Origin of the sequence: Deinococcus sp. Arct2-2 (assembly GCF_004801315.1) — a bacterium.
In the GTDB taxonomy this organism is placed as follows: domain Bacteria; phylum Deinococcota; class Deinococci; order Deinococcales; family Deinococcaceae; genus Deinococcus.
In genome coordinates this window covers 67135-89910 of sequence record NZ_SSNW01000010.1, presented here as the reverse complement: position 1 = coordinate 89910, position 22776 = coordinate 67135, and the positions used below count along the sequence as shown (strand labels likewise).

At 61.3% G+C, this 22776-nt stretch carries 22 protein-coding genes; 5 read left to right on the top strand and 17 right to left on the bottom strand.

Going from position 1 to position 22776, the window contains the following annotated elements; genetic code table 11:
• Window positions 1-116: 116 nt before the first annotated feature.
• The 5 genes from E7T06_RS06800 to map all read right to left on the bottom strand — a co-directional run bounded on the left by E7T06_RS06800 (window position 117) and on the right by map (window position 5309).
• Window positions 117-1226, bottom strand: a complete 1110-nt coding sequence (locus E7T06_RS06800; RefSeq protein WP_136365068.1) for a spermidine/putrescine ABC transporter substrate-binding protein — start codon at window positions 1224-1226, stop codon at window positions 117-119.
• Window positions 1223-2044: an ABC transporter permease gene (locus E7T06_RS06795; protein WP_136365067.1), complete on the bottom strand. Its 822-nt coding sequence runs from the start codon at window positions 2042-2044 to the stop codon at window positions 1223-1225. Before E7T06_RS06795 ends, E7T06_RS06800 begins: the two co-directional genes overlap by 4 nt.
• 118 nt (window positions 2045-2162) lie before the next feature.
• Entirely contained in the window at window positions 2163-2990 is an 828-nt protein-coding gene (locus tag E7T06_RS06790; protein ID WP_136365066.1) for an ABC transporter permease, read from the bottom strand.
• Between the two features lie 145 nt (window positions 2991-3135).
• Complete coding sequence (locus E7T06_RS06785) at window positions 3136-4218, bottom strand: ABC transporter ATP-binding protein (protein WP_136365065.1); 1083 nt, start codon at window positions 4216-4218, stop codon at window positions 3136-3138.
• Between the two features lie 329 nt (window positions 4219-4547).
• On the bottom strand, window positions 4548-5309 hold the full coding sequence (gene map / locus E7T06_RS06780; RefSeq protein ID WP_136365064.1) for a type I methionyl aminopeptidase: 762 nt from the start codon (window positions 5307-5309) through the stop codon (window positions 4548-4550).
• A 397-nt stretch (window positions 5310-5706) separates the two neighbouring features.
• Here map and E7T06_RS06775 point away from each other — a divergent pair, with 397 nt between their 5' ends.
• Both E7T06_RS06775 and E7T06_RS06770 read left to right on the top strand, forming a co-directional pair.
• Entirely contained in the window at window positions 5707-6564 is an 858-nt protein-coding gene (locus E7T06_RS06775) for a M55 family metallopeptidase (RefSeq protein ID WP_136365063.1), read from the top strand.
• A gap of 65 nt (window positions 6565-6629) precedes the next feature.
• Window positions 6630-7055, top strand: a complete 426-nt coding sequence (locus tag E7T06_RS06770) for a hypothetical protein (protein ID WP_136365062.1) — start codon at window positions 6630-6632, stop codon at window positions 7053-7055.
• Between the two features lie 15 nt (window positions 7056-7070).
• Here the strand turns inward: E7T06_RS06770 and E7T06_RS06765 are convergent, their stop codons facing one another.
• The 5 genes from E7T06_RS06765 to E7T06_RS06745 form a co-directional block, all read right to left on the bottom strand.
• Window positions 7071-7574: a hypothetical protein gene (locus tag E7T06_RS06765; protein WP_136365061.1), complete on the bottom strand. Its 504-nt coding sequence runs from the start codon at window positions 7572-7574 to the stop codon at window positions 7071-7073.
• A gap of 30 nt (window positions 7575-7604) precedes the next feature.
• A complete protein-coding gene (locus tag E7T06_RS06760) occupies window positions 7605-8006 on the bottom strand; it encodes a DUF4259 domain-containing protein (protein ID WP_136365060.1) in 402 nt (133 codons plus the stop codon).
• Between the two features lie 116 nt (window positions 8007-8122).
• Entirely contained in the window at window positions 8123-9352 is a 1230-nt protein-coding gene (gene ispG, locus E7T06_RS06755) for a flavodoxin-dependent (E)-4-hydroxy-3-methylbut-2-enyl-diphosphate synthase (RefSeq protein ID WP_136365059.1), read from the bottom strand.
• 375 nt (window positions 9353-9727) lie between these two features.
• Complete coding sequence (locus tag E7T06_RS06750) at window positions 9728-10840, bottom strand: BMP family ABC transporter substrate-binding protein (protein ID WP_136365058.1); 1113 nt, start codon at window positions 10838-10840, stop codon at window positions 9728-9730.
• A gap of 166 nt (window positions 10841-11006) precedes the next feature.
• Complete coding sequence (locus E7T06_RS06745; protein WP_346763191.1) at window positions 11007-12212, bottom strand: BMP family ABC transporter substrate-binding protein; 1206 nt, start codon at window positions 12210-12212, stop codon at window positions 11007-11009.
• A 312-nt stretch (window positions 12213-12524) separates the two neighbouring features.
• Here E7T06_RS06745 and E7T06_RS06740 point away from each other — a divergent pair, with 312 nt between their 5' ends.
• Window positions 12525-14372 (top strand): alpha-amylase family glycosyl hydrolase, encoded by a 1848-nt coding sequence (locus E7T06_RS06740; protein WP_136365057.1) that lies wholly within the window; start codon window positions 12525-12527, stop codon window positions 14370-14372.
• A gap of 31 nt (window positions 14373-14403) precedes the next feature.
• Here the strand turns inward: E7T06_RS06740 and E7T06_RS06735 are convergent, their stop codons facing one another.
• Complete coding sequence (locus E7T06_RS06735; protein ID WP_240740895.1) at window positions 14404-14994, bottom strand: adenylate kinase; 591 nt, start codon at window positions 14992-14994, stop codon at window positions 14404-14406.
• 235 nt (window positions 14995-15229) lie between these two features.
• On the opposite strand from E7T06_RS06735, the gene E7T06_RS06730 reads away from it, so the two are divergent.
• Entirely contained in the window at window positions 15230-15610 is a 381-nt protein-coding gene (locus tag E7T06_RS06730) for an NADH-quinone oxidoreductase subunit 15 (RefSeq protein ID WP_064014232.1), read from the top strand.
• A gap of 105 nt (window positions 15611-15715) precedes the next feature.
• Here the strand turns inward: E7T06_RS06730 and E7T06_RS06725 are convergent, their stop codons facing one another.
• The 5 genes from E7T06_RS06725 to ligA all read right to left on the bottom strand — a co-directional run bounded on the left by E7T06_RS06725 (window position 15716) and on the right by ligA (window position 20299).
• Complete coding sequence (locus E7T06_RS06725) at window positions 15716-16174, bottom strand: divergent PAP2 family protein (protein WP_136365056.1); 459 nt, start codon at window positions 16172-16174, stop codon at window positions 15716-15718.
• 61 nt (window positions 16175-16235) lie between these two features.
• Window positions 16236-17135, bottom strand: coding sequence for a tetrahydrofolate dehydrogenase/cyclohydrolase catalytic domain-containing protein (locus E7T06_RS06720; RefSeq protein ID WP_136365055.1), 900 nt, complete (start codon window positions 17133-17135; stop codon window positions 16236-16238).
• Window positions 17132-17632, bottom strand: coding sequence for a transcription antitermination factor NusB (gene nusB / locus E7T06_RS06715; RefSeq protein WP_136365054.1), 501 nt, complete (start codon window positions 17630-17632; stop codon window positions 17132-17134). The genes E7T06_RS06720 and nusB overlap by 4 nt, the downstream gene beginning before the upstream one ends.
• Window positions 17629-18003, bottom strand: a complete 375-nt coding sequence (locus tag E7T06_RS06710) for an Asp23/Gls24 family envelope stress response protein (RefSeq protein ID WP_136365053.1) — start codon at window positions 18001-18003, stop codon at window positions 17629-17631. The genes nusB and E7T06_RS06710 overlap by 4 nt, the downstream gene beginning before the upstream one ends.
• Before the next feature lie 223 nt (window positions 18004-18226).
• Window positions 18227-20299, bottom strand: a complete 2073-nt coding sequence (gene ligA / locus E7T06_RS06705) for an NAD-dependent DNA ligase LigA (RefSeq protein ID WP_240740894.1) — start codon at window positions 20297-20299, stop codon at window positions 18227-18229.
• 268 nt (window positions 20300-20567) lie between these two features.
• Here ligA and E7T06_RS06700 point away from each other — a divergent pair, with 268 nt between their 5' ends.
• Complete coding sequence (locus tag E7T06_RS06700; protein WP_168733416.1) at window positions 20568-21668, top strand: BMP family ABC transporter substrate-binding protein; 1101 nt, start codon at window positions 20568-20570, stop codon at window positions 21666-21668.
• A 145-nt stretch (window positions 21669-21813) separates the two neighbouring features.
• On the opposite strand, the gene E7T06_RS06695 is transcribed toward E7T06_RS06700, so the two are convergent.
• A complete protein-coding gene (locus tag E7T06_RS06695) occupies window positions 21814-22608 on the bottom strand; it encodes an amino acid ABC transporter permease (RefSeq protein ID WP_168733409.1) in 795 nt (264 codons plus the stop codon).
• Window positions 22609-22776 lie beyond the last annotated feature (168 nt).

Here is a 22776-nt window from a genome sequence, read left to right as displayed (position 1 = left end):
AATCGGTCTTGCGTTGTGTCAGGCGGAAACCGTGTAGGTTGACTGGTGTAGCTCCCTCAACCCCGACTGGCACGGTGTAGAGGGAAGGCAACAGGGCGAGTCAGACTGCCCCTCCCCTACCGCGCCTTCAAGTCCGTCCAGATTCGGTCATACAGCCGCGTGGTATTGCCTGCTTTGAGTTCGTTGATGAACTCCACTTTGCCACTTTTCAAGTCGTCTTGCGAAGGGTTGAAGGCCTTCTGAGAGCGCAAAAACGGGTCGAGTAGGGGCGCGGCGGCGGTGTTGGGATTGCCGTAGTAGGTGTAGTTGCTGATGGCCGCGCTCACTTCGCCCTCCAGCACAAAATTGACGAATTTGCGGGCCAGCGCGGGATTCGGGCTACCGCGCAACAGCACCAGCGTATCGGTGCTGATGGTGGTGCCCTCGCTGGGCAAGTACACCTTCAGGTTGGGGTCTTCGGCAGCGCCTTGCAGCAGGTCGCCCACGTAGATTTGGCCCAAATCCAACGTTCCGGCCAGCAGTTTGTTCCGCACCTCCGGGCCGCCGCTGAACGACTCGAAACCGCGCTTGGACACCGTGCGGCGCAGCAAGTCGCGGGCTTCTCGCAACTGCGCGACATTACTGGAATTCACCGAGTACCCCAAATATTTCAGGGCCGCGCCGATCACTTCACGGGGATCATCAAGCAAAGAAAAGCGCACGGTGTCGGTGTCTCCAAAAATTAGTTTCCAACTTTCCGAGGACGGCGTGAACCGCTTGCCGTTGTAGGCCAACCCGGTGGCTGCGTACTGGTAAGGCACGGTGTACACGTTGCCGGGGTCAAAATTGGGGTTCAGGAAGCCCACGCCGATGTTGCCGAAATTGGAGAGCTTTTGGGCTTCCAGCGGTTGCAGCAACTTGGCCCGCGCCATGACCTGAATAAAGTAGTTGCTGGGCGTGGCAAGGTCATAACTGGCCCCGCCACCCTGCAATTTGGCGAGCATGTACTCGTTGCTCTCGAAAGTATCCAGAATCACACGGGCGTTTTCCTGTTTCTCGAACTGCTTGACCACGTCTGGGTCGATGTAATCAGACCACATGATGATTCTCAGCACCCGCCCGCCGTTGCGCTGAACAGGAGCGGGCGTGGTGGCCCCTTGCCCTTCGGCGGCGGTGTCGGTGCGTTCTATGCGGTGGCAGGCGCTTAGGGACAGCAGCGCCAGCGTCAGCAACAGCGTGCGGTTCATGCCTCTCCCCTCCGGCCCGGACGCGGGCGCATGATGGCGTTGGCCGCAATTATGGCGACTACCGTGACCAGCACCAGTAATGTACTCAACGCGTTGATGTCGGGTGTGACGCCCTTTTTGACACTGGTATAAATCAGCACAGGCAGGGTGCGGAAGCCAGAACCACTGGTAAAATACGTGACCACGAAATCGTCGAGGCTGAGGGTAAAGGCCAACAGCGCCCCTGCCAACACACCCGGCAAAGCCAGCGGCAAAATCACGCGCAAGAAGGACTGCACCGAACTTGCGCCCAAATCACGGGCGGCTTCTTCCAGCGAACGGTCATAGCCTGCCAAGCGGGAGCGCACGGTCAGGGCCACATAACTGATCTGGAAGGTGACGTGGGCGAACATGACTGTCCAGAAGCCGTTTTCGAACGTCCAGCCCGTGAGTTCTAGGCCGCCGCGCACCAGCGAATAGAACATCAGCAGCGAGACCCCCATGACCACATCGGGAATGACGATGGGCGTCACCAGCAGGAACGTGAGCGGCAGCCGAAACCGGGTGGAATAGCGCCACAGCCCCAGCCCCACCAGCGTGCCCAACACCGTGCTGATGAGCGTGCTGGACAGCGCCACCAGCAGCGTATTGGTCAGCGCCTCGCGCACATCCTCGCGGGCCAGCAGCACGCCGTACCATTTGGTGGTAAAGCCCGCCCAAGTCCCGCCGAATTTGGAATCGTTGAATGAGAAAATGATGAGGACGAGGATGGGCAGGTACAGGAAACCGTAGACCAGCCAAGCCCACGCGGAGAGGGCGGGATGAGTGCGCCGCATCATGTTTGGCCGCCTGCGTGTGAAGGGGCGGGGTCTAAGAGTCTAGGGCGAAGGGCCGCCGGGGTTCTTAGTCCCTTAGACCCTTTGACCCTTAGACAAAAACCGTCAACTCCACGCCAACTCATATCAGCTCCTCCAAGCCCTTCTGCCCCGCTGACCGTGCATACAGCCACAGCCCCACCAACACCGCGCCCATCAGCAGGAAACTGAGGGCAGAGCCGTAGGGCCAGTCTCCGGCCTGACCGAATTGGTTTTGCACGAGGTTGCCGATCAGGGCCGTTTTTGCGCCGCCCAGAATATCGCTGACCACGAAGGTGCCGAGGGCCGGAATAAAGGTCAGCAGGATTCCCGCGATCAGGCCGGGCAAGGTTTGGGGAAACACGGCGGCCATGAACGCTTTTATTGGCGACGCACCGAGGTCTTGGGCGGCTTCCAACAAACGCCAATCCACCTTTTCCACGCTGGAATACACGGGCAGCACGAAGAAGGGCAAGAAGGCGTAGACCATGCCCAAGAAGGTGGCGGTGAGGCTGGGAACCAAGTCGAAAGGGCGCAAGATCAGAATCCACGCGTACACGCGGATCAGGAAGTTTGTCCAGAACGGAATAATCAGCAGCAGCAGCAAAAAGCTTTTGCGCCGTGCGGGTTGGCGGGCAATATAAAAGGCCAGCGGGTAGCCCATCAGGATGCACAGCAACGTGGAGAATCCGGCGATCAGGACACTGCGCCCCAGCACGCGCAGGTTGTCGGGCACCCATTCGCGGAACAGGGCGTCGTAACCGAACACGCGGCCCCAGCTTTCCAGAGTGAGTGGCCCGCCCACCTGCGCCAAATCGGTGCGGGTCAGGAGTGAATAGCCGAACATGATGGCGACGGGAACGATCAGGAAGACGGCCAGCCACAGCACACCGGGGCCAAGGGTGGCAAAAAAGCGCCTGAGCGTCAGCATAGGGGGGAACCGTCAGCGTGTGAGGGGGCGTCGTCTAAGGGTCTAGGGTCGAAGGGTCGAAGGTGCAGAGGCGTTGGGGTTCTTAGTCCCTTAGACCCTTTGACCCTTAGACCAGCACCCAGAATGCCCGCATAACCCGCCCCCATCAGCCTTCCTCCAGAATCACGAGACTGGCGGGCGGCAGATACAGCGCCACCTCTTCCTCATAGTCGAAATCTTCGTCGGCCCCGATGTCCGAGTTCAGTTGGAAGGCCACCAACCGCTGACCGTTGGCCTCCAGCAGATACTGGTTTTCGGCCCCGGTGTACACGATGTCGTCTACTCGGGCACGTACCTCGTTGCCCTCGGTTTCATCGTCGCGCTCCATCCGCAGCTTTTCAGGGCGAATAGACAGCATGACTTCGCGGCCCACGCTCAGGTCTGCGCCGTATACGGTTCGCAGCAGGCCGTGTTCGGTCAGCACCACCGCGCCGCCGGGACTGACTTCCTGCACTTTGCCGGGAATCAGGTTGCTTTGGCCCAAAAAGTTGGCCACAAATGCCGTGCGGGGGCGCTCGTACAGGTCTTCCGCCTTGCCGAGTTGCTCCACGCGGCCCCGGTTCATCACGGCAATCCGGTCACTCATGACCAGCGCTTCTTCTTGGTCGTGCGTGACGAACACAAAAGTCATGCCCAGCGTTTCTTGCAAGTTGGACAGTTCCACTTGCAATTCCTTCCGCAATTTCAGATCAAGGGCCGAGAGAGGTTCGTCAAGGAGCAACACTTCCGGCTCGTTGACGATGGCGCGGGCCAACGCCACCCGCTGCCGCTGCCCACCGGAGAGGTTGTCGGGCTTGCGTGTGCCGAAATCTCCGATCCGCACGGTTTCCATGGCCCGGCCCACCCGGTCACGCAGGGCCGCGCCGCCGATGCCCTTTTGCCGCAGCCCAAACGCCACGTTGTCGTACACGCTGAGGTGCGGGAACAGAGCGTAACTTTGGAACACAGTGTTCACGGGGCGCAAGTTGGGCGGCACACCCGTCATATCGCGCCCGCCGATCAGGACTGCGCCCGCGTCAGGTTGCTCGAAGCCCGCCAGAATTCGCAGCAGGGTCGTTTTGCCGCAGCCACTCGGCCCCAGCAGACTAAAAAACTCGCCCTTGCGAATATCGAGGTCGATGTCGTCCAGCACCCGCGTCTCTGCGCCCTGCGCGTTGCGGAAGCTCTTGAACACGTCCACGACGCTCACCGCCGCGTCTGCCGACAGTTCGCGGGTGCGGCGGCCCTTGAAGGTGGGGGCGGTTATGGGCGTGCCCTCAGTGCGGAGCAGCGGGGCTGCCTGAGGAGTCGCGGAGAAACCTGCATAGAAATACGTCCCATACGCAGGGAATTGTAAGGCCTGCGGGGTAGGGAATGGTCAAGGGGCTGGGCGGAGCAACCCCCCCGTTGCTGACACGACGCCCCCCCTCAAGGGGAGGACTAAAGCTGTTGCGCTCCCCTCGAAGGGGGCTGGCTGTGAAGCAGACTGGGGGGTTCACCCAGAATCATCACCGCTCAATGCTCTCCCACAGCCCACGTTTACAGCGTCAGAATCTCATGCCCTTTCGCCGTGACCACCAACGTATGCTCGAATTGGGCGCTGGGTTTCTTGTCGGCGGTGACTACCGTCCAGCCATCAGGGAGCAGGCGGGTTTCGGGGCGGCCCAGATTGATCATGGGTTCGATGGTGAAGACCATGCCGGGTTGCAGTTTTAGGCCCGTGTAGCGTGCGCCGTGATGGTAGATGGTGGGTTCTTCGTGCAGGCGTTTGCCGATGCCGTGCCCGGTGTATTCGCGCACCACGCCGTAGCCCCGGCCTTCCGCGAGGGTCTGGATGGCGTGGCCGATATCGCCTACGCGGGCATTGGGGCGCACCACTTCTAGGCCAGCGGCGAGGGCTTCACGGGTGGTGTCTACGAGGCCCTGCACCTCGGCGCTCACGTTGCCCACCGTATAGGTGTAGCAGGCATCGCCGTACACACCGTTCATCAGCACGCCTATGTCTACGCCGATAATGTCGCCTTCCTCCAGCACGCGCCCGGTAGGAATGCCGTGACAAATCACCTCGTTGACACTGGCGCAAATGGTGCCCGGAAAGGGATTGGTTTTGGGGCCGTAGCCGAGGTAAGCCGGAGTCGCGCCGCCCTTGCGGATGTGTTCTTCGGCAATCCGGTCTAGTTCGGCCAGCGTTACGCCGGGCTTCACGAAGGGGTCAAGCACCCGGAACGTATCGGCCACCAGCGCCCCCGCACGGCGCATGGCTTCGATTTCGCGGGCAGATTTCAGGGCCACTCGACTCATACGGACTTGCTGCGATTCCCGACTATCCGGAAGAACACTGGAGAGTCGTCCATCTCCGCCAGCCCGTCCTTTTTGCCAATCGCTCCGCTCGGATGCGTCTTCGACTCATCGCAATTTCCTATCATAACGAATGAGGGTAGCACGCCTAAGCCGATGCTTTGGGAACGGGCGTCACTCCCACGACGCAGAGCGCAAGTGGGCGACATCATCCCTCCTGCCTGTTCGATTCTGCCGCAGACGGACAGAGCTTCTCAACTCTGTTTCAGAAAGCTCTAAACCTGTCCCACACGTCAAAACTTCCGTGCTGTACGTAAAAGATCGCCGCCCTTCCAGTCACTCGCACCCCTAAAACCCACCATCAGCGGTTTTGCTGGCCCAAACGCTCTAGGCTCTGAGCATGAAAGTTTTGATCAGTGTGGATATGGAAGGCGTGTGCGGCGTTGCCAGTTGGGTACAGGTCAGCCCCCCGGAATTTGGCGGGTTGGTGAACGGCACCGAATACCAAGCGGCCCGCGAACGCATGACGCTGGAAGCGGTGGCCGCCGCCGAGGGCGCATTTGCGGGCGGGGCCACCGAAGTCCTGATCAACGACAGCCACGACACGATGCGGAACCTGTTGCCCGAACTGCTGCCTGACTTGCCGGGCCTGACTTTTACGAGTGGCAACGATAAACCGCTGAGTATGGTGCAGGGCGTACAAAAACCGGGGACGGCGGCGCTGCTATTCGTGGGCTACCACGCCCGCGCAGGCAGTCCACGCGGCCCATTGGCGCACACTTGGAACGGCTTTATTCGGGATGTCCGCATCAACGGCCTGTCTACGGGTGAATACGGCCTGAATGCACTGCTGGCCGGACAATACGGCGTGCCTGTGGTCTTTGCCGCCGGAGACGATGTAGCCATTGCCGAGATTCAGGCGGAATTGGGAGAACAGGTAGTGGGCGTGGCTGTCAAAGAGGGCTTGAGCACCTTTGCCGCCGTGCATTTGCACCCCGCCGAGGCCCAGCGCCGCATTCGGGCTGGGGCAGAAGCGGGCGTACGAGCGGCAGCGCAGACCACGCCCTACACCACGCGCTGGCCCGCACAAATTCAACTCAGTTTCGATCATCAAGCCCGCGCCGATCAGTGCGAGCGTGTTCCCGGCATCATGCGGGTGGACGCCGTCACCGTCGCTTGGCAAAGCCCGGACGCCTACCATCTGTTTCAGACCTTCCGGCTGCTGGCAACGGTGGCACAGGTGCGGCTGAACGGCTAAGCGCGGCGTTAACTGCCTCAGCGCCAAGCAGAATGGCTCTCATGCGGCCCGCTTAAGCTGTCTGCATGCGCCGTCTTCTGCTGCCTTTGCTGGCCCTCTCCGCTCTGTCTGCCCCGGCCACTGCCGCGACTCTGTGGGCCGGAGCCAACGCCAATACTGCCGGATACGGCGTTCACGCGGGCGTATCGGTGCTGCGGGTGCCGTTTATTGGCACGTTGGGCGTAGAGGGCAGCGCCGAGCAACAGCGGAACAATGGCCCAAGACGCCTCGCCGCGGGCCTGACCCTGCGCGACGTGAACTTGCCCCTGACACGGGTAGATGCATTTGGTACGGTGGGCGGCGAACTGTCGAGCGTCAACAGCGATGTGGTGGGCTATGCCGAAGCCGGACTGCGTGGGCCGTTGCTGGGGCCAGCGGGATGGCGGGCCTTCGTGCGCGGCAATACGGGCGGGCAATTTGGCGGCGGGCTGGGGTTGGAAATTCGATTCTGAGCTTCAGCTAGAAGGTCAATCCCAGCCGTTGAACAAGGCTGACCCACGTGAAGTCGGCTTCCAGTAGCGCAGGCTATAGGCTTCCCACCCAGTGCCTGAGGGCGAGGCGAGGATGCGTTCGCGTTCGGCGGCTGTAAACGCTGTAAACGGCGCGGCCAACCAATCGGCTTCGGGCAAGATCAATTGGCCGTCTGCACTTAGGGCCGCCAACAGAACACCACTGGCCTGATAGCTGCGCTCATCCAGCAACGGTTCCTGATCGCCCGGCAACACAACGGCGGTCACACTTTCGCGGTGAAGAGAGACGCCCAGCGCAGAGCCATATCGGTCTTGCCAATGCCTAGCCCAAAAGCTCTGGTACCCGATCGGCGGCACGGATTTGGCCTGCCACCCCAAGCGTCTTGCCAACTCATTCAAGTACGGTTCCACTTGTTCAGGTAAGAGGCGGGGCGGGCCGTAACGTTCAGACACCAACAGGTCAAGCACGCTACCCGGATCGATGTTGAGGGCGAAGCTCACCCGCTCCCTATTCACCTGATCACCACTCCCCTACTCCAGTACGCCCTGCAACCGTTCTATTTCGGCTTGCCATGCTTCGGCATCTGCCGTGTCTTCCCACAGGTCAGGCAACTCGCTGTCGGGGCCGACAATTCGCTCTAGGGCGTCCCGCGCTATGTCTTGCAAGGGGGCCAAGTCGGACTGATCGGCATTTTGCACCCACGAGCGCAGGCCCGCGTCGGTCATTCCCGCCGTTTCGCCGCCTAGCACGGCAGCTAGCACAGCAGCGGCGGCGTAGGCGCGGTGGCCTTCTTCGGCCGCCAAGAACACCGTATCGGGGTCTAGGGCCACCTCGAAGGCTTCGGCCAAGGCAAATTCGCCGTCTTGCACGACTTCCTGCACAAAAGCCGCGCCTGCATCGTTTTCAAAAGGGCCAGTTCCCCAAACGTTCATAGGGCCATCATGCCAGAATCTAAAGCTGGCGAGTCGCAGTTGCAACCACTGTGGGAGCCAACACTGTCACTGCCCCAGCACCTTAGACCCTTAGACGCCCCACCCAGAACGCCCGCTCACACCTCAGCCGTCTGCTGGCCGTACCGCTGTTCCACGTACTTCTCCATCAGTTCCTGAAAGTCCTCGGCAATACGGGGGCCGCGCAGGGTGGTCAGGAGCTTGCCGTCCTGATACACCGGGGCGCGGGGGTCTTCGCCAGTACCGGGCAGAGAAATGCCGATGTTGGCGTGCTTGCTCTCGCCGGGGCCGTTGACGATGCAGCCCATGACCGCCACCTGCATGTCTTCTACACCCGGATACCGCGCCTTCCAGTCGGGCATGGTGTCGCGGATATAGTCCTGAATTTTTTGGGCGAGTTCCTGAAAAAAGATGGAGGTGGTGCGCCCGCAACCGGGGCAACTCGTGACCTGCGGCAAAAACTGGCGAATGCCGAGGCTTTGCAAAATCTGCTGCGCCACTTCTACCTCTAGTTTGCGGCTGGCCCCCGGCTCCGGCGTCAGGCTCACACGGATCGTGTCGCCAATGCCTTCCGTGAGCAGCGGCGCGAGGGCCACACTGCTCGCCACGATGCCCTTCATGCCCATGCCCGCTTCAGTGAGGCCGAGGTGCAACGGATAATCGCACAGCGCGGCCAACTGTCGGTACACCTGCCACAGTTCCGGGGCGCTGCTGACCTTCACCGAAATCAGGATTTTGTCGTGTGCAAGGCCTAATTCTTCGGCATACGCGGCACTTTCCAGCGCCGACACCACCATCGCGTCGATCATCACATCGGTGGCGGTTTTGGGGCTGCCTGCCGCCGCGTTCTGATCCATCAGGCGGGCCAAGACCTGCTGATCCAAACTGCCCCAGTTCACACCGATCCGCACGGGCTTATCAAACTCTTTGGCGACTTCGATCATGGTGGCAAAGTTGGCGTCGTGGTGCTGGCCCGCGCCCACGTTGCCGGGGTTGATGCGGTACTTGGCGAGCAGGCGGGCCGTTTCGGGGAATTCGCGTAGCAAGATGTGGCCGTTGTAATGAAAGTCCCCGACGATAGGCACGTTGATGCCCACTTCGGCAAGCCTTGCCACGATGTCGGGAATGGCGGCGGCGGCCTCGCGGGTGTTCACGGTCACGCGCACGAGTTCCGACCCCGCCCGCACCAACTGGGCAATCTGAATGGCGGTGCCTTCGGCGTCGGCGGTGTCGGTGTTGGTCATCGACTGCACCACCACCGGATGCTGGCTGCCCACAGGGACATGGCCCACCCAAGCGGTGACGGTTTGGCGGCGTGCAGGACTCATAGGCTTAGTTTACGCGGCGGGCGGCGGGAAGAAAGGGAAACGGGCGGGACGTGGGGACAACAGCTTTTGCGCTCCCCTCTAAGGGGGGCTGGCTGCACAGCAGACTGGGGGGGTTACACGTGACTTCAATCAAAGTTGGAAGGCGAACCCCCCCGTTGCTGGCGCAACGCCCCCCTTAGAGGGGAGGACAACTGCTTTTGCGCTCCCCTCAAGGAGGGCTGGCTGCGGAGCAGACTGGGGGGTTCGCCCGGAATCGTCAACGCTCAATCAGAGTGGCAGAGTGGTACGGGAGTTAAAACGGGAAAGGCGAAACAGCCTCAGCGCCGTCTTCGCCTTTCCTACTCACCACTGACTAATCACCACTTGCCGCTTTCCTTACTGCATCGGAACCTTAATCACTCCGTCTGTGACCAGCTTCTGGATTTTTGTCAGGTCTTTTTCCATTTGGGGCGAAATCAGGGAGCGGTTGGTTTTGTCTATCGACAGTTCTATCCCGCCGTTTTGGAGGGCAAAGCCGCGCTCGCCGGGTCGCCAAGGTCTGCTGGCCGCAATGTCGCTCAGGATGGCGTATACGGCGTTGTCGGCCCGCTTGATCACGCTGGTCAGGGTGTGATTCAGGGTGCTGGGGTCGATGTCGGTGTCGCCGTAGCGGTTCATGTTGCTTTCGGTGCCGATGGCAAACACGGGGCGGGTGTCGCCCTTGCAGGAGTCTTTGTAGGTGCCGCTGCGGGGAACGGCTTTAAAGACATCACTTTTAAAAGTCACGCCTTTGGGCAAGGTTTTGGCGGTCAGGCACTCGACGGAGGTGGCCGCACTGACCACGCCCCGGCTACTGCTTCCGGCAGCGGCCAGCACGATGTCGGCCCCCTTGGCAAACAACCCTTTGGTGAGGGTGGTGGCCCCAAACATATCGTTGGGCTTGGTCACATTTGCAGTCAGCACGGTGCAGTTGCCGCACACGAATTTCACGCCCGCAATAAAGCCTGCGCGGTATTTGGTGGTCACTGGATCGTTGCCCGCGCCCACCACACCCAAAATCTGGGTGCTGCTTGCTTTGCCCGCCATCGCGCCTGCCAGAAAGCCGCCCTCATGCTCGCGGAACCGCAGACCCGCCGTGTTCGGGCCGCTGGGCAGGCTGTCGACGCCAATAAATTTGACGTTCGGAAACTCTTTGGCGATTTTGGTGAGTGCGCCCACACTGACGCCGCCCACCGCGATGACCACCGAATTGGACTTGGCTGCGTCCCGAATTTGGGCCAACGCATCGTCGGCACCCGTGACCGCATTCGAGCCGAAGGCGATGCCACTGTCGCGCACCACGCGGTCTAGGCCGTCCGAGGCGCTTTGGTTGATAGCGTTGTCGGCCCGGCCCGCTGGATCGAACAGCAGCATCACGCTGGGGACGGCGGGGGCAGAAACGGCGAGGCTGGTACACAGAAGAAGGGAAAAACTCAGGACAGCGCGGCGGCCAGAAGGCAATGTTTTCATACGCTCCTTTCGCTGGCATAGATGAGCCGACCCAGATGGTCAAAGCGCCATAGACGACAGAAGTGAGGGAAGTGGATTGTGAAGCGCGAATTGTGGAGCGCACAGTTTGAAGCGAAAGCTGTACCTGTAGCCTAGCCGACCCGTTCGTGCGCCCGTCTTACTGACTTTATTGGGTGGGTACCTTAATGACCCCGTCCGTAATTAGTTGCTCCACTTTTTTCAGGCTGGTTTCTAGGGCGGCCGGAATCAGGGCGCGGTTGTAACTATCGATAGCCACGCTGACCCCGCCGTTGCTGAGGCCGAACGAACGGTCTCCGCCGCGCCAAGGCCGGTCTTCGGCGTACTCCTTGACGATGGTATACACGGCGTTGTCTACCCGTTTCACCATGCTGGTCAGGCCGTGATTGAGGGTAGCGGCCTGCTTGTCGAAGTCGCCGAGCGCGTTTTGGTTGGTGTCTACGCCAATAAAGAACAGGGGGCGTGAGGCGGTGGTACACAGTTTTTTGTAGGCAGCGCTTTTGCCGATGCTTGCAAACACATCGCTCTTAAATTTCACACCTGCGGGCAAACTGCTGGCCTTGAGGCACGGCTGCCCCTTGATGAAGTTCACCACGCCCTGACCACTGGCTCCGGCTGCGGGGAAAATAATGTCTACGCCCTGCTTGGTCATGCCCGCCGCAATGAGGGCGGCGGCTTTGGGGTCATTGAACCCGGCGCTGGTTTTGGCAACGAAGGCGCTGACCACGCGGCAATTGGGGCAAGCAAACTTCACGCCCGCCGCGAATCCGGCCCGGAACTTCTGAATCACGGGTACGTCTACGCCGCCTACAAAGCCCACGATGCCCGTGCTGCTCTGCTTGCCCGCCAAATAGCCCACCAAAAAGCTGCCTTCTTGCTCGCGGAAGCGCAGGCCCACAGCGTTCTTGCCTTTGGGCAGGTCATCCACAACGGCAAACCGGTTGCCACTGTAGGCCGCCGCCGAAGCCGTAATAGCCTCGTTGTTGGCGTACCCCACACCAATGACCAAGCCTGCGCCGCCCTGCACCAGCGGCGTCACTCCCTTGCCAATTTCGGCAGATTTTTTGGGTTGAGCTGTTTTGATGGTCAGGCCGAGTTCTTTGGCCGCCCGCACAGCTCCCTCGTAGGCCGCTTGGTTAAATCCACCGTCTTTGACGCCGCCTACATCGAACGCGAGGCCGATGGTGCGGATAGGCGCGGCCTGAGCCACACCCAACGCGGCTATGAGAGCCAGCGTAAGGGCGCGGCTAGAAAACGCAAGCCCGGAAAAACGGCGGGCGGGCGCACCTGTTGGGGCAACCGTCAGCGGACGAGGGGCGGCAGTACGAGCAGCGGTGGCGGCAGTGCGTTTCATCGGCTCCATGCTGCCGCGCCCAGCCCCGGCTGCCCGTGTGTTTTCTCGCTCCCAGTGCGCCCGTGCGTGAAAAAAGCAGCAACTCACCCGCTGGGGGTAGTGCCGAATATAAGGCCCGGAGAGAGCCACCTGAGCTGTCCGCCGCCGCCTCAACCCCGGCCCCCTTTCATCCACACCGGAATCCAGCTAATCTGGGGGCACTACAGTTCACAGGCAACGCTTGCCGTTTGGCACGACCTTCTTCTGCACTCGCAGGCGGGCCGTGCCAGACGCCTTTTTTATGTTCTCAATTCCCCTGTTCGGAGGCTTTCTATGACCACCAGCACCTCTTTTTCGTCCATCCTGAGTGCCCAGCACGACCACACGCCCGCCTACACAGCGCAGTTGGGGGCGGCGCGGGGCGGCAGCGTGACCGTGCGGATGAGAACCACCTTGCCTGTAACGGCGGTCAGGTTGCGCGTCGTGCAAGTGGGCGAAATCGAGAGTTTTGCGGCGCGGGAGGTTGAAGGCTTGGCCGGAGTTGATTGGAACGGCGAAGGCCGCTGGTTCGAGGCCGAATTGCCGCTGCACAGTGACCGGGTGCGCTACGCATGGACGCTGGATTTGCCCGGCGATCACCTGAACTTGACGGCGCTGGGGCTACACCACACCCGCCGGGGCTTCCGCAATTGGTTTCAGTACTTGGCCGGCCACACCGCCCCGGAATGGGCATGGCGCAGCGTGTTCTATCAAATCTTCCCTGACCGCTTCCGCAACGGCGACCCCGCCAACGACGTACAAACCGGGGAATATATCTACGAGGGCCGCCCGGTGGAGCATGTGGAATGGAACACGCCCGTAGACGCGCACGGCGACATACACGCGCATTACGGCGGCGACCTGAACGGCGTGACGCAGGCCCTCCCCTACCTCACCGATTTGGGCATCAATGCACTGTGGCTCACACCTATTTTTGTCTCGCCCAGCAATCACCGCTACGACATCACCGATTACCGCCGAGTTGACCCCCATTTGGGCGGCGACGCGGCGTGGGACGAATTGGCGCAGGCCGCCGAAGCCGCAGGCGTAAAGCTGGTGCTGGACGGCGTCTTCAATCATATGGGTAATGAAAATGCGCTGTTTCAGGCAGCCCTGAAAGACGAAACGGCCCCCGAACGTGGCTTGTTTACTTGGCGCGACACACCCGGCAAGCCGCCTTACCACGCCTTTTTTGATGTGCCCACGCTGCCCAAAATCGACTACCGCAACGAGTTGGCGGTGCAGGAATTCCTGAGCGGAGAAGAAAGCGTGGTGCGCCACTGGCTGCGGCGCGGGGCAGCGGGCTGGCGGCTGGACGTGGCCCACATGATCGGCACGGACGGCACCGACGAAGACAACTTGCCCCTGCACCGCGCCCTCAAATCGGCGGCGCGGCAGGAAAAACCAGACGCCTTCATTTTCGGAGAACGCTTTTTTGACCCCGAACACGCCCTAGACGGTCGGGGCGAAGACAGCGCCATGAACTATCACGGGTTCGGGTTGCCCGTGATGCAGTGGCTGAGTGGGGCTACCTATTTTTCGGAACCCAGCCAGTTGGCAGGGCCAGAAGTGGCCGAGATTTTGTGGGACGCTTACCACGCGCTGCCGCCGCAAGTGGGCCTCAGCATGGTCAATTTGCTGGAATCGCACGACATCGGGCGGGCCATGTACCGGGTGAGCAATGACCGCACGCGCTTTCTGGCGGCCTTTACGCTGCTGATGGGCTATGCGGGCGTGCCCTGCACCTACTACGGCTCCGAAGTGGGCGTGACCCAGAGCCGAACCGGAAATATGCCGTGGTGCCGCGAGCCGATGCCGTGGGATGAAGCCGACTGGGACACCGATTTACGCACCAAAGTGAAGGCCCTGATTGGGGTGCGCCGCAGCACCCACACCTTGCAAGAGGGCAATCTGCGCTTCCTGCACGCCGAGGCCGACGCCATCGCTTACCTACGCGAATACACCCACGCAGACGGACGCACCGAACGCGCCGCCGTGTGTGCCAGCCGACGCACCGAATCGCACGAAATCACTCTGAGGCTCCCTGCTGGAGAATGGCGTGACGCGCTGACGGGCGAAGTGTGGACGGGCGGAGAAGTGACGCTGAATGCAGTGGGCGGGCGGTTGCTGCTTCAGGGCTGATAGCACCAATTCATAAACAGAATGAACTCCCTCACTCTTGAGGGGGGAGGGTTGGGACTCGCAGAGCTGCGCCAGCAGAGGGTGTGAGTGAGCGAAGCGATTGCTCTTCCACCAGCGCCCCCACCCAAGCCGCAGCCGCTTCCGGCGAACACAACCGAACGACCCGCAAGTGTGGAAATTGGGCGATCTGCTCCGGCGTTGTCCGCTGCCGTTTCCAGTGCGTGCGGAAAAACCACAGAAAAATACTGTCGCGTGACAACTGCAAGCGCAGGCTTTCGCGGTTGCCATTCCACAGTTCTTGTTGTGACAAGGTTCGCCTCACCGTCCGTGTCAGCAACCTCCAAAACACTACTCTGGCCGGATAATCCAGCCACACCAAGGTATCGGCCCGCGCCCAGCCGATGTCCCTCGCTTTGCTGTAGTTGCCGTCCATGACCCAAGCACTTTGGGACGTAAACGCGGCCACCTGCGCCCGAAACTGCTGTGTAGGCGCGGCTTGCCAACCGGGTTGATGAAACCAAGAATCCTGCTCGCCGTGTGGCAGGCCCAAACGCCCAGCAATGGCCCGCGCCAACGTGGTTTTGCCGCTGCCCGTCGTTCCGATGACCAAGATGCGCTGCACCGAAATAGGAGAGCATGAGCGGGCGTCGGGGGAAATAGGCCGATTGACGGAGCGCGGCAGCCTATTGATTCTTTGTAGAGCTGAGCAGCATCCAAAGATTGCCAAGCTTGGGAAGCGTTGAGCGTCGACGATTTCGGGCAAACCCCCAGTCTGCTCCGCAGCCAGCCCCCCTTAGAGGGGAGCGCAACAGCTTTAGTTCTTCCCACTTCCGCCCCCTGAGTTACACTTGTGCGACATGGCACATGCAACCGACGGGCAACTGTATTCCGCTTGGATAGACCTGCTGGGCTGGCTGGACGCCGAGGCTGCGGCGCGTGGCCTGACCTTCACCAAAATTGCCGATTTCCCCGACTACATCTACCGGATGGAGCGCCCCTACGACTTGCCCACCACCGTGATGAGCGTGAGCGTAGGCACGGGCGGGCAGCCCTTGTTGGTGGCCGCCGTCAGCCCGCGCCATGTAGACCTAAAAGGAATCAGCCTGCGCTTGATGGGCGGCAGCAAGCATTGGCATCTGCACGCAGGGCCAGAAGGCGGCCTCTGGGAAGGCAAACGCGCCTTCACGCGGGAACGGTTGGGGTTGCTGCTGACGGGAGCGGTTCAGGGAGTAGCGTAGAAAACCCGTGAGTCGTGAGTAGGAAGTAAGAAAAGAGAAGGGCAAAAGCACCCGGATTGATCGGGGGTTTTGCCCTTTCCACTACCCACTCACGACTCACGGGTTTTAAAGTACCTTAAAGGCGAAAAATCCTGCTCCTACTCCCAATAACGTGCCGATCCCCACTTCTAAATAGGTGTGGCCCAAAAGCACCCGTAGCGGCAGCGGCGCAAAGCCTTCGCGCACTACGGCCCGCAGTTCGTCTACGAGTTCGTTCAGCAAGCGGGCCTGCATTCCGCTGCTGTGGCGTACTCCGGTCGCGTCATACATGACGATCAGGGCAAATACGGCGCTGGCGGCAAACAGTGGGCTGCCCACACCCTGCGTCAGGCCAATGCCGGTGGTCAGCGCGGCCACCATAGCCGAGTGGCTGCTGGGCATGCCGCCTGTTTCCATAAATGCAGCGGGCCGCCAGCGCCGCTCTATCAATAAAATCAAGAGGACTTTGAAGACCTGTGCGCCTGTAGAGGCCAGCACCGCCGTCAGCAGCCAGCGGTTTCCAAGAAGTTCAGCGAACGTATTCACGCGGCCTTCATTCTAGCCGCTGAAAAGACTTGCACCGGGTTCCAATTTGCACGGGTCAGATTTAGAGGCGGGCCACTCGCTGCATCTCTGCAGCTGTCACCGTGTTTGCCAGCAGTTGCGCGATGGTCAGCGGCCCCACGCCCCCCGGCACAGGCGTCAGTGCGCCTGCTACTGCCGCCACGTCGGGGTGAACATCGCCGGTCAGGTGGCCCTTGCCGTCTGCGCCCATGACCCGGTTGATGCCCACATCGATCACGGTGGCTCCGGGCTTGATCATGTCAGGCGTAATCAGGTGGGCGCGGCCTACAGCGGCAAACAGGAGGTCGGCTTCCCGCGTCACTGCGCCCAAATCAGGTGTGCGGCTGTGGGCAACAGTCACGGTGGCGTGTGCGTTGAGAAGCATGGCCGCGAGGGGTCGCCCCACGATATGGCTGCGGCCCACGATGACAGCCCGCGCCCCAGCTACCGGAATGCTGTAGTGGCCCAGCATATACATGATTCCGGCAGGCGTGCAGGGAGCCAGTACCGGGCGGCCTGCCCACAGTTCGCCCACGTTCACCGGATGAAACCCGTCTACGTCTTTGCGCGGGTCGATGGCGTGCAGCACGGCCTGTTCGGACACATGGGCGGGCAGGGGCAACTGCACCAGAATGCCGTTCACATCGGAGTCGGCATTCAGGCGGGCCACCAGCGCCAACAAGTCGGCCTGCGAGGTATCTTCGGGTAGCGCGTACACGGTGCTGTGCAGGCCCACTTCCCGCGCCTTGCGGTCTTTGCCGCGCACATAGCTGACGCTGGCGGGGTCTTCTCCCAGCCGCACGATAGACAGGTGAGGTGGCGACTGAAGCCGTGCAGCACGGGCGGCAGCATCGGCCAGCAGCGCGGCGGCAGCGGGCGGCCCCGGCAATGGGCGGGCAAGGTGCGGGCCGGGAGCGGTCAACCCCGAAGAACCATCGGTCACTCGTCGGCCCCGTCGTCAGATTGAGGCACGGCGGGCGCGGTTTGCAGAGTGCGGCTGAGGCCCGCCAGCACACCGTTGACGAAGCGGCCCGAATCGTCGCCGCCGAATTTGCGGGCAATTCGCACGGCACTCTCGATGACGGGCGGGTGCGCCGTGCCCGTGTACATCATCTCAAAGGTTGCCAACCGCAACACGTTCAGGTCAGTTTGGGCCATCTGATCGAAGCTCCAGCCACGAATGGTCTGGCGCAAGGTTTGGTCGATGGTATCGCGGTGCGTGACCAAACCGTCTACGAGTTCGCGGGCGAAGGTGACAGCATCGGGGGCCAGTTGCGGAAAAGTGTCGTCGCCCTCACGCATATCGCCTTCTGCCCGGATAAACACGTCGTTTAGGGGCAAGTCTCCCCGGTCGGCCTGAAACAGCGCCCTGAACGCAAATTCGCGGGCAGCACGGCGCGTGCCGACGGGTTGGTTGGCCTTCTCACGGCGGCGGGTCAAGCGTGGCCGCCCTTGGGCAGGGTCACGTCTAGCACGGTCACGTTCACAGCTTTGACTTTCAGGCCGGTCATCAGTTCTACGTTCTCGCACACGGCCCGCTGAGCTTGCGCGGCCAATCCGGTCAGGTTGCGGCCAAATTCAATGTTCAGGCCCACATCCACCGTCACGGCCTGCCCTTCGCGGGTCACTTTCAGGGCGCGGGGACGGCGCGGGTTGCCTTGATTCCGCAACACTTCGCCCACATTCAGCGAGGCGTGCGCGACTTCTATACCTTCGATGCCTTCCAGCGTGGCCTGCGCGATATCGGTCAGGACGTTGCGGCTAATTTCGACTTCGGGGAAAGACGGTTGGGGGGTGTTGTTGTTCGCCATGCTTGATGCCTCCACACGGCCCGCACAAACTGGGGCCGCCAATAGGCACAGTGTACCTGTGGGGGAAGATAGGGGTGGGTTGGGGAAGTTTGAGGTGGAAGGTGAACCCCCCCGTTGCTTTGCAACGCCCCCCCTTAGAGGGGAGGACAACTGCTTTTGCGCCCCCCTTAAGGGGGGCTGGCTGCGAAGCAGACTGGGGGGTTCACCCTCCAAGCCAACTCCCTTACACCCCCTTCTCCTCCAACAGCGCCGCCAACCCCGCTTCATCCAGCACCGCAATCTCCAGTTCCAGAGCGCGGGCCAGCTTGCTTCCGGCATCGGCTCCGGCAATCAGATAACTGGTTTTGCCCGTCACGCTGCCGGTCACGCGGCCCCCGGCGGCTTCCAGCGTGGCTTTGATGGCCTCGCGGGGCTGGTTGAGGGTTCCGGTTATCACAAAGTTCAGGCCCTTGAGTTGATCCGTCCGCAGCGTGGCTTCTTCCACCGGATTCAGGCCAGAGTCGCGCAGGCGGCGAATCATGTCCTGCATGTTGGGGTCAGAGAGAGCAGCGGTCACGCTCTGCGCCAGCGTATCGCCCATGCCCGAAATCGCGTTGATCTGCTCTGGAGTGGCGGCCAGCACGCCGTCCAGTGTGCCCAGTGCCCGCGCCAACGCCTGTGCATTGCGCTCGCCCACGCCGCTCATGCCGAGTGCGTTGATGAGTCGCCACAGCGGACGGGTTTTGCTGGCCTCTAGCTGCGCCAAAATATTTTGGGCTTTTTTGTCACCGCTGCGATCTAGTGCGCTGATCTGCTCGGCGGTCAGGCGGTACAGGTCGGCGGCGTCACGCACCAGCCCGCTTTCGATCAGTTGGGCCACCAGCTTTTCCCCGATGCCGCGCATGTCCATCGCCCCGCGCGACACGAAATAGCGAATCCGCTCGAATTGCTGGGCGGGACAAGCCGGGTTAGGGCAATAGGTGTTGGCGTCGCCCTCGGTTCGCACGGCGGCGTGACCGCACTGGGGACAGTGGGTGGGAAAGGCGTAGGCCGCTGCACCTTCAGGCCGTTTCTCTGCCAGCACACGCATAATCTGCGGAATCACGCCGCCCGATTTACGAACGACCACCGTATCCCCGATCCTCAAATCCATATCGCGGATGTAATCCTCGTTGTGCAGCGTGGCGCGGCTGACCGTGCTGCCCTCGATCAGGCGCGGTTGCAGGTGCGCCAGCGGAGCCAGTTTCCCGGTGCGGCCCACGTTCACCACGATCTCTTCCAAAATGGTTTCCACTTCTTCTACCGGAAACTTGTAGGCAATGGCCCAGCGCGGCGCACGGCTGGTAAATCCGGCCTCGTTCTGCAAATTCAGAGGATCGAGCTTCAGCACGGTGCCGTCAGCGTCGAACTCGAATTGGGCGCGGTTGTCGGTCATGCGGCGGTGGTACTCGGCGGCGGCGTCTATTCCCGTCAGGCGCTCGGAATAGCGGCTGACCGGAAAACCCCGCTCCGAAAGCCACGCCAAAACTTCGAATTGGCTGTCGGCCTGCACGCCGTCGCGCTTGCCCAGCGAATAGAAAATGGCCTTGAGGTTGCGGGTGCGCGTCATTTCCGGGTCTTTTTGGCGTAAGGCTCCGGCGGCCCCGTTGCGCGGGTTTTTCAGCAGGGGCGTGCCCAATTCCTCGGCCTGCGCGTTGTAGGCGGCAAAATCGGCGCGGCTCATGTAGACCTCGCCGCGCACTTCCAGTTCTCCGGTCAGGCCGGGCAGGGTGGTAGGAATGCCCGGTACGGTCTGCACCTGCGCCGTCACAATTTCTCCGGTCACGCCGTTGCCGCGTGTGGCCGCCCATTGCAATTCTCCGTCCCTGTAGTACAAATTCACGCTCAGGCCGTCTATTTTCAGCTCGCCCGTGAAGGTAAACGTGTCGGTGTCGGCAGGCAAGTTCAAAGACCGCGCCAGCTTTTCGCGCCATTCCCCCAATTCGGCGTCATCGAACACGTTGTCCAAACTGGTCATGGGCGTGGGGTGATTCACGGGCTGAAAAGCGGTGCTGGGTGCACCGCCTACCGCCTGCGCCGGACTGACGCCAGCCCCCACAAAGGCAGCGGCCCATTCCGGGTGCGCGGCTTCCAGTGCCCGTAGCTCACGGGCCAGCGCGTCGTAGTCGCTGTCGGCAATTTCGGGTTCGTCTTGCTCGTGGTAAGCGCGGTTATGGTGATCGACTTCAGCCCGCAGCGCCAAATAACGGGCGTGCAGCACATCGTTCAGGGTGTCGGAAGGGGCAAGGTCGGAACTCCCGGCGGGCACAGCGTCCATACGGGGCAGCCTACCATTCCGGCCTCAAGTACCCCGGCTCAGAAATGTAAAGCGGCGTTGAGCAACGGCCAGCCCAGCCAGACGTTGAAGCTGACCAAGGTAAAGGAAACATAAAGAACGCCTCAGGACGCCCTTCCCGTTTCGCTCATCCACGTCAGGTGCAGGGTGACTTTTGGCAGGGTCTAGACACCGGGCAGATTGCGTATACTCTATTCAAGCATTCCGTTCAACCTAAATTACCGGAGGATCACCCATGAAGACCAGTTCTATGAAGAAAAGCCTGACGCTTGCCCTTGCCCTCACCACTGGCCTTGCCACCGCGCAGGGAGCCGTTCGCGTGGGCATGGCCTACGACGCAGGCGGAAAAGCCGACAAGAGCTTTAACCAAAGCGCCTACGAGGGCAGCCAGCGGGCCTCCAAAGCCCTCGGCATTCAGGTCAAAGACTTCGAACCCAGCGATCCCAGCCAAGTCATTCAGGGCATCCGTTCGTTTGCCACCGAAGGCTTTGACCTGACCATCGGCGTGGGCTTTGCCAACAATGCCAGCATCAGCCAAGTCGCCAAAGAAAACCCTGACCTCTACTTCGGCCTGATCGACGACGTGAGCGCCGCCAAGAACGTGGCCAGCCTCGTCTTCAAGGAAGAAGAGGGCAGCTACCTCGTGGGCTACCTCGCCGCCATGAACAGCAGCACCGGCGTCCTCGGCTTCGTGGGCGGCATGGACATTCCCCTGATTCACAAGTTCGAAGCAGGCTACACGGCGGGCGCAAAAGCCGCCAACCCCAAAGTCAAAGTGTATGCCCAGTACGTGGGCACCACCCCCGACGCTTGGAACAACCCCGGCAAGGCTAAGGAAATCGCGGCCAGCATGCGCTCTCGCGGCGCTGACATCATCTTCGCAGCGGCAGGCGGCAGCGGCAACGGCGTCATCGACTACGTGAAGCAGACCCAGTGCCTGAAGGTCGGCAGCCTGCCCAGCGGCGTGAAGTTCAATACCAACAACTTTGCCGCTGTGGGCAAGAGCACCAGCTACAAGTCGGCCTGCGCTGGCAACACCCGCCCCATGTTCTTCATCGGCGTCGACAGCAACCAAAACTACCTCGGCGACTTCGACAAGAACCCCGCCACCATGAACCACGGCCTGACCTCTATGCTTAAGCGCGTAGACAACGCCGTGTACTCCCTGATCAAAGACGTGAAGGCAGGCAGCTTCAAGGGCGGAGAGCGCCGCTTCGGTCTGAAGGAAGGCGGCGTCGGTTACGCCGTGGACGCCTACAACAAAGGCCTGATCAGCAGCACCCAAGTCGCCAAGGTCGAAGCCGTCAAGGCCCAGATCATCAGCGGCAAGATCAAGGTTCCTAACAAGTAAATTCGTTCCGATTAAGTTGAGGCGGCCTCTTCGGGGGTCGCCTCTTTTTTTGGGTTTTAGAAAGATCGTGGATTGTGGAGCGTGTGAAAAGACAAAGAGCAGGCCCGCCACATTCTCTGGCGGGCCTTGTTTGGGTTAGCGATATTTAGCGGCTGCCCACTTTTACCCGTTTCTCCAACTGATCGGTGAACAGCGTCATCACAGTGGTAAGCGCCAAGTACACGGCGGCCACAGTGGTCAGCACCGGAATCGGCTCAAAGCTTTCGCTGCTGACGCGTGATCCGGCCAACGTCAGCTCCAGCAGAGCAATAGAACTCGCCAACGACGAATCTTTAAGCAACGCCACGAGGTTGTTGACCAGCGGCGGCACGACTATTCTCAGAGCTTGGGGCAAGACCACCGTAGACATGGTTTGCGCTCCGTTCAGGCCGAGGCTGCGGGCGGCTTCGCCTTGTCCGGGGGGAATGGCGAGAATGCCTGCCCGGATCACTTCGGCGTTGTACGCGCCCACGTTGAGGGCCAAAGCCGTCACTGCCGACCAAAATTCATTGAGTTCTACATTGATGCCGATGCTTTTGAGCAGAGGCGGCACGGCGTTGTAGACGAACAAAATTTGCACCAGCAGCGGCGTACCACGCACCAACCAGATAAAGATACTGGCGGGCAGGCGCACCCACCACACGGCACTGGTTCTCTGGATGCCCGCGATGACGCCCAGAACCAGCCCGATGATGCCGCTGACCAATGTCAGCATCAGCGTCATGCGAGCGCCTTCTACAAACAGGTCGGCGCGGGGGCCAATCGGGTCGGGCAACTGGCGCAAAATAATGGTGATGAGGAGGAACAGGAGGAGAAAAGCGGCGGCGGCAGCACCGAACCACAGCAGCAGCGTGCCTCCGCCCATCGGTTGCTGACGGGGCGTGGTTGCGGGTTTGGTCATGCGCCCACCCACATGAGGCAAGGGCAGAAACGTGATCCAGTCAGGTTTTGCATTGGTTGAATGATGTCACATCCGACACAAAGGGGGGCTAGATGACTGCTCGACTTCTGAACGTTTACTGGAGTTTCAAGCGCCAGAGAAGCAATCTCCAACCAGAAAGGGCGGCCT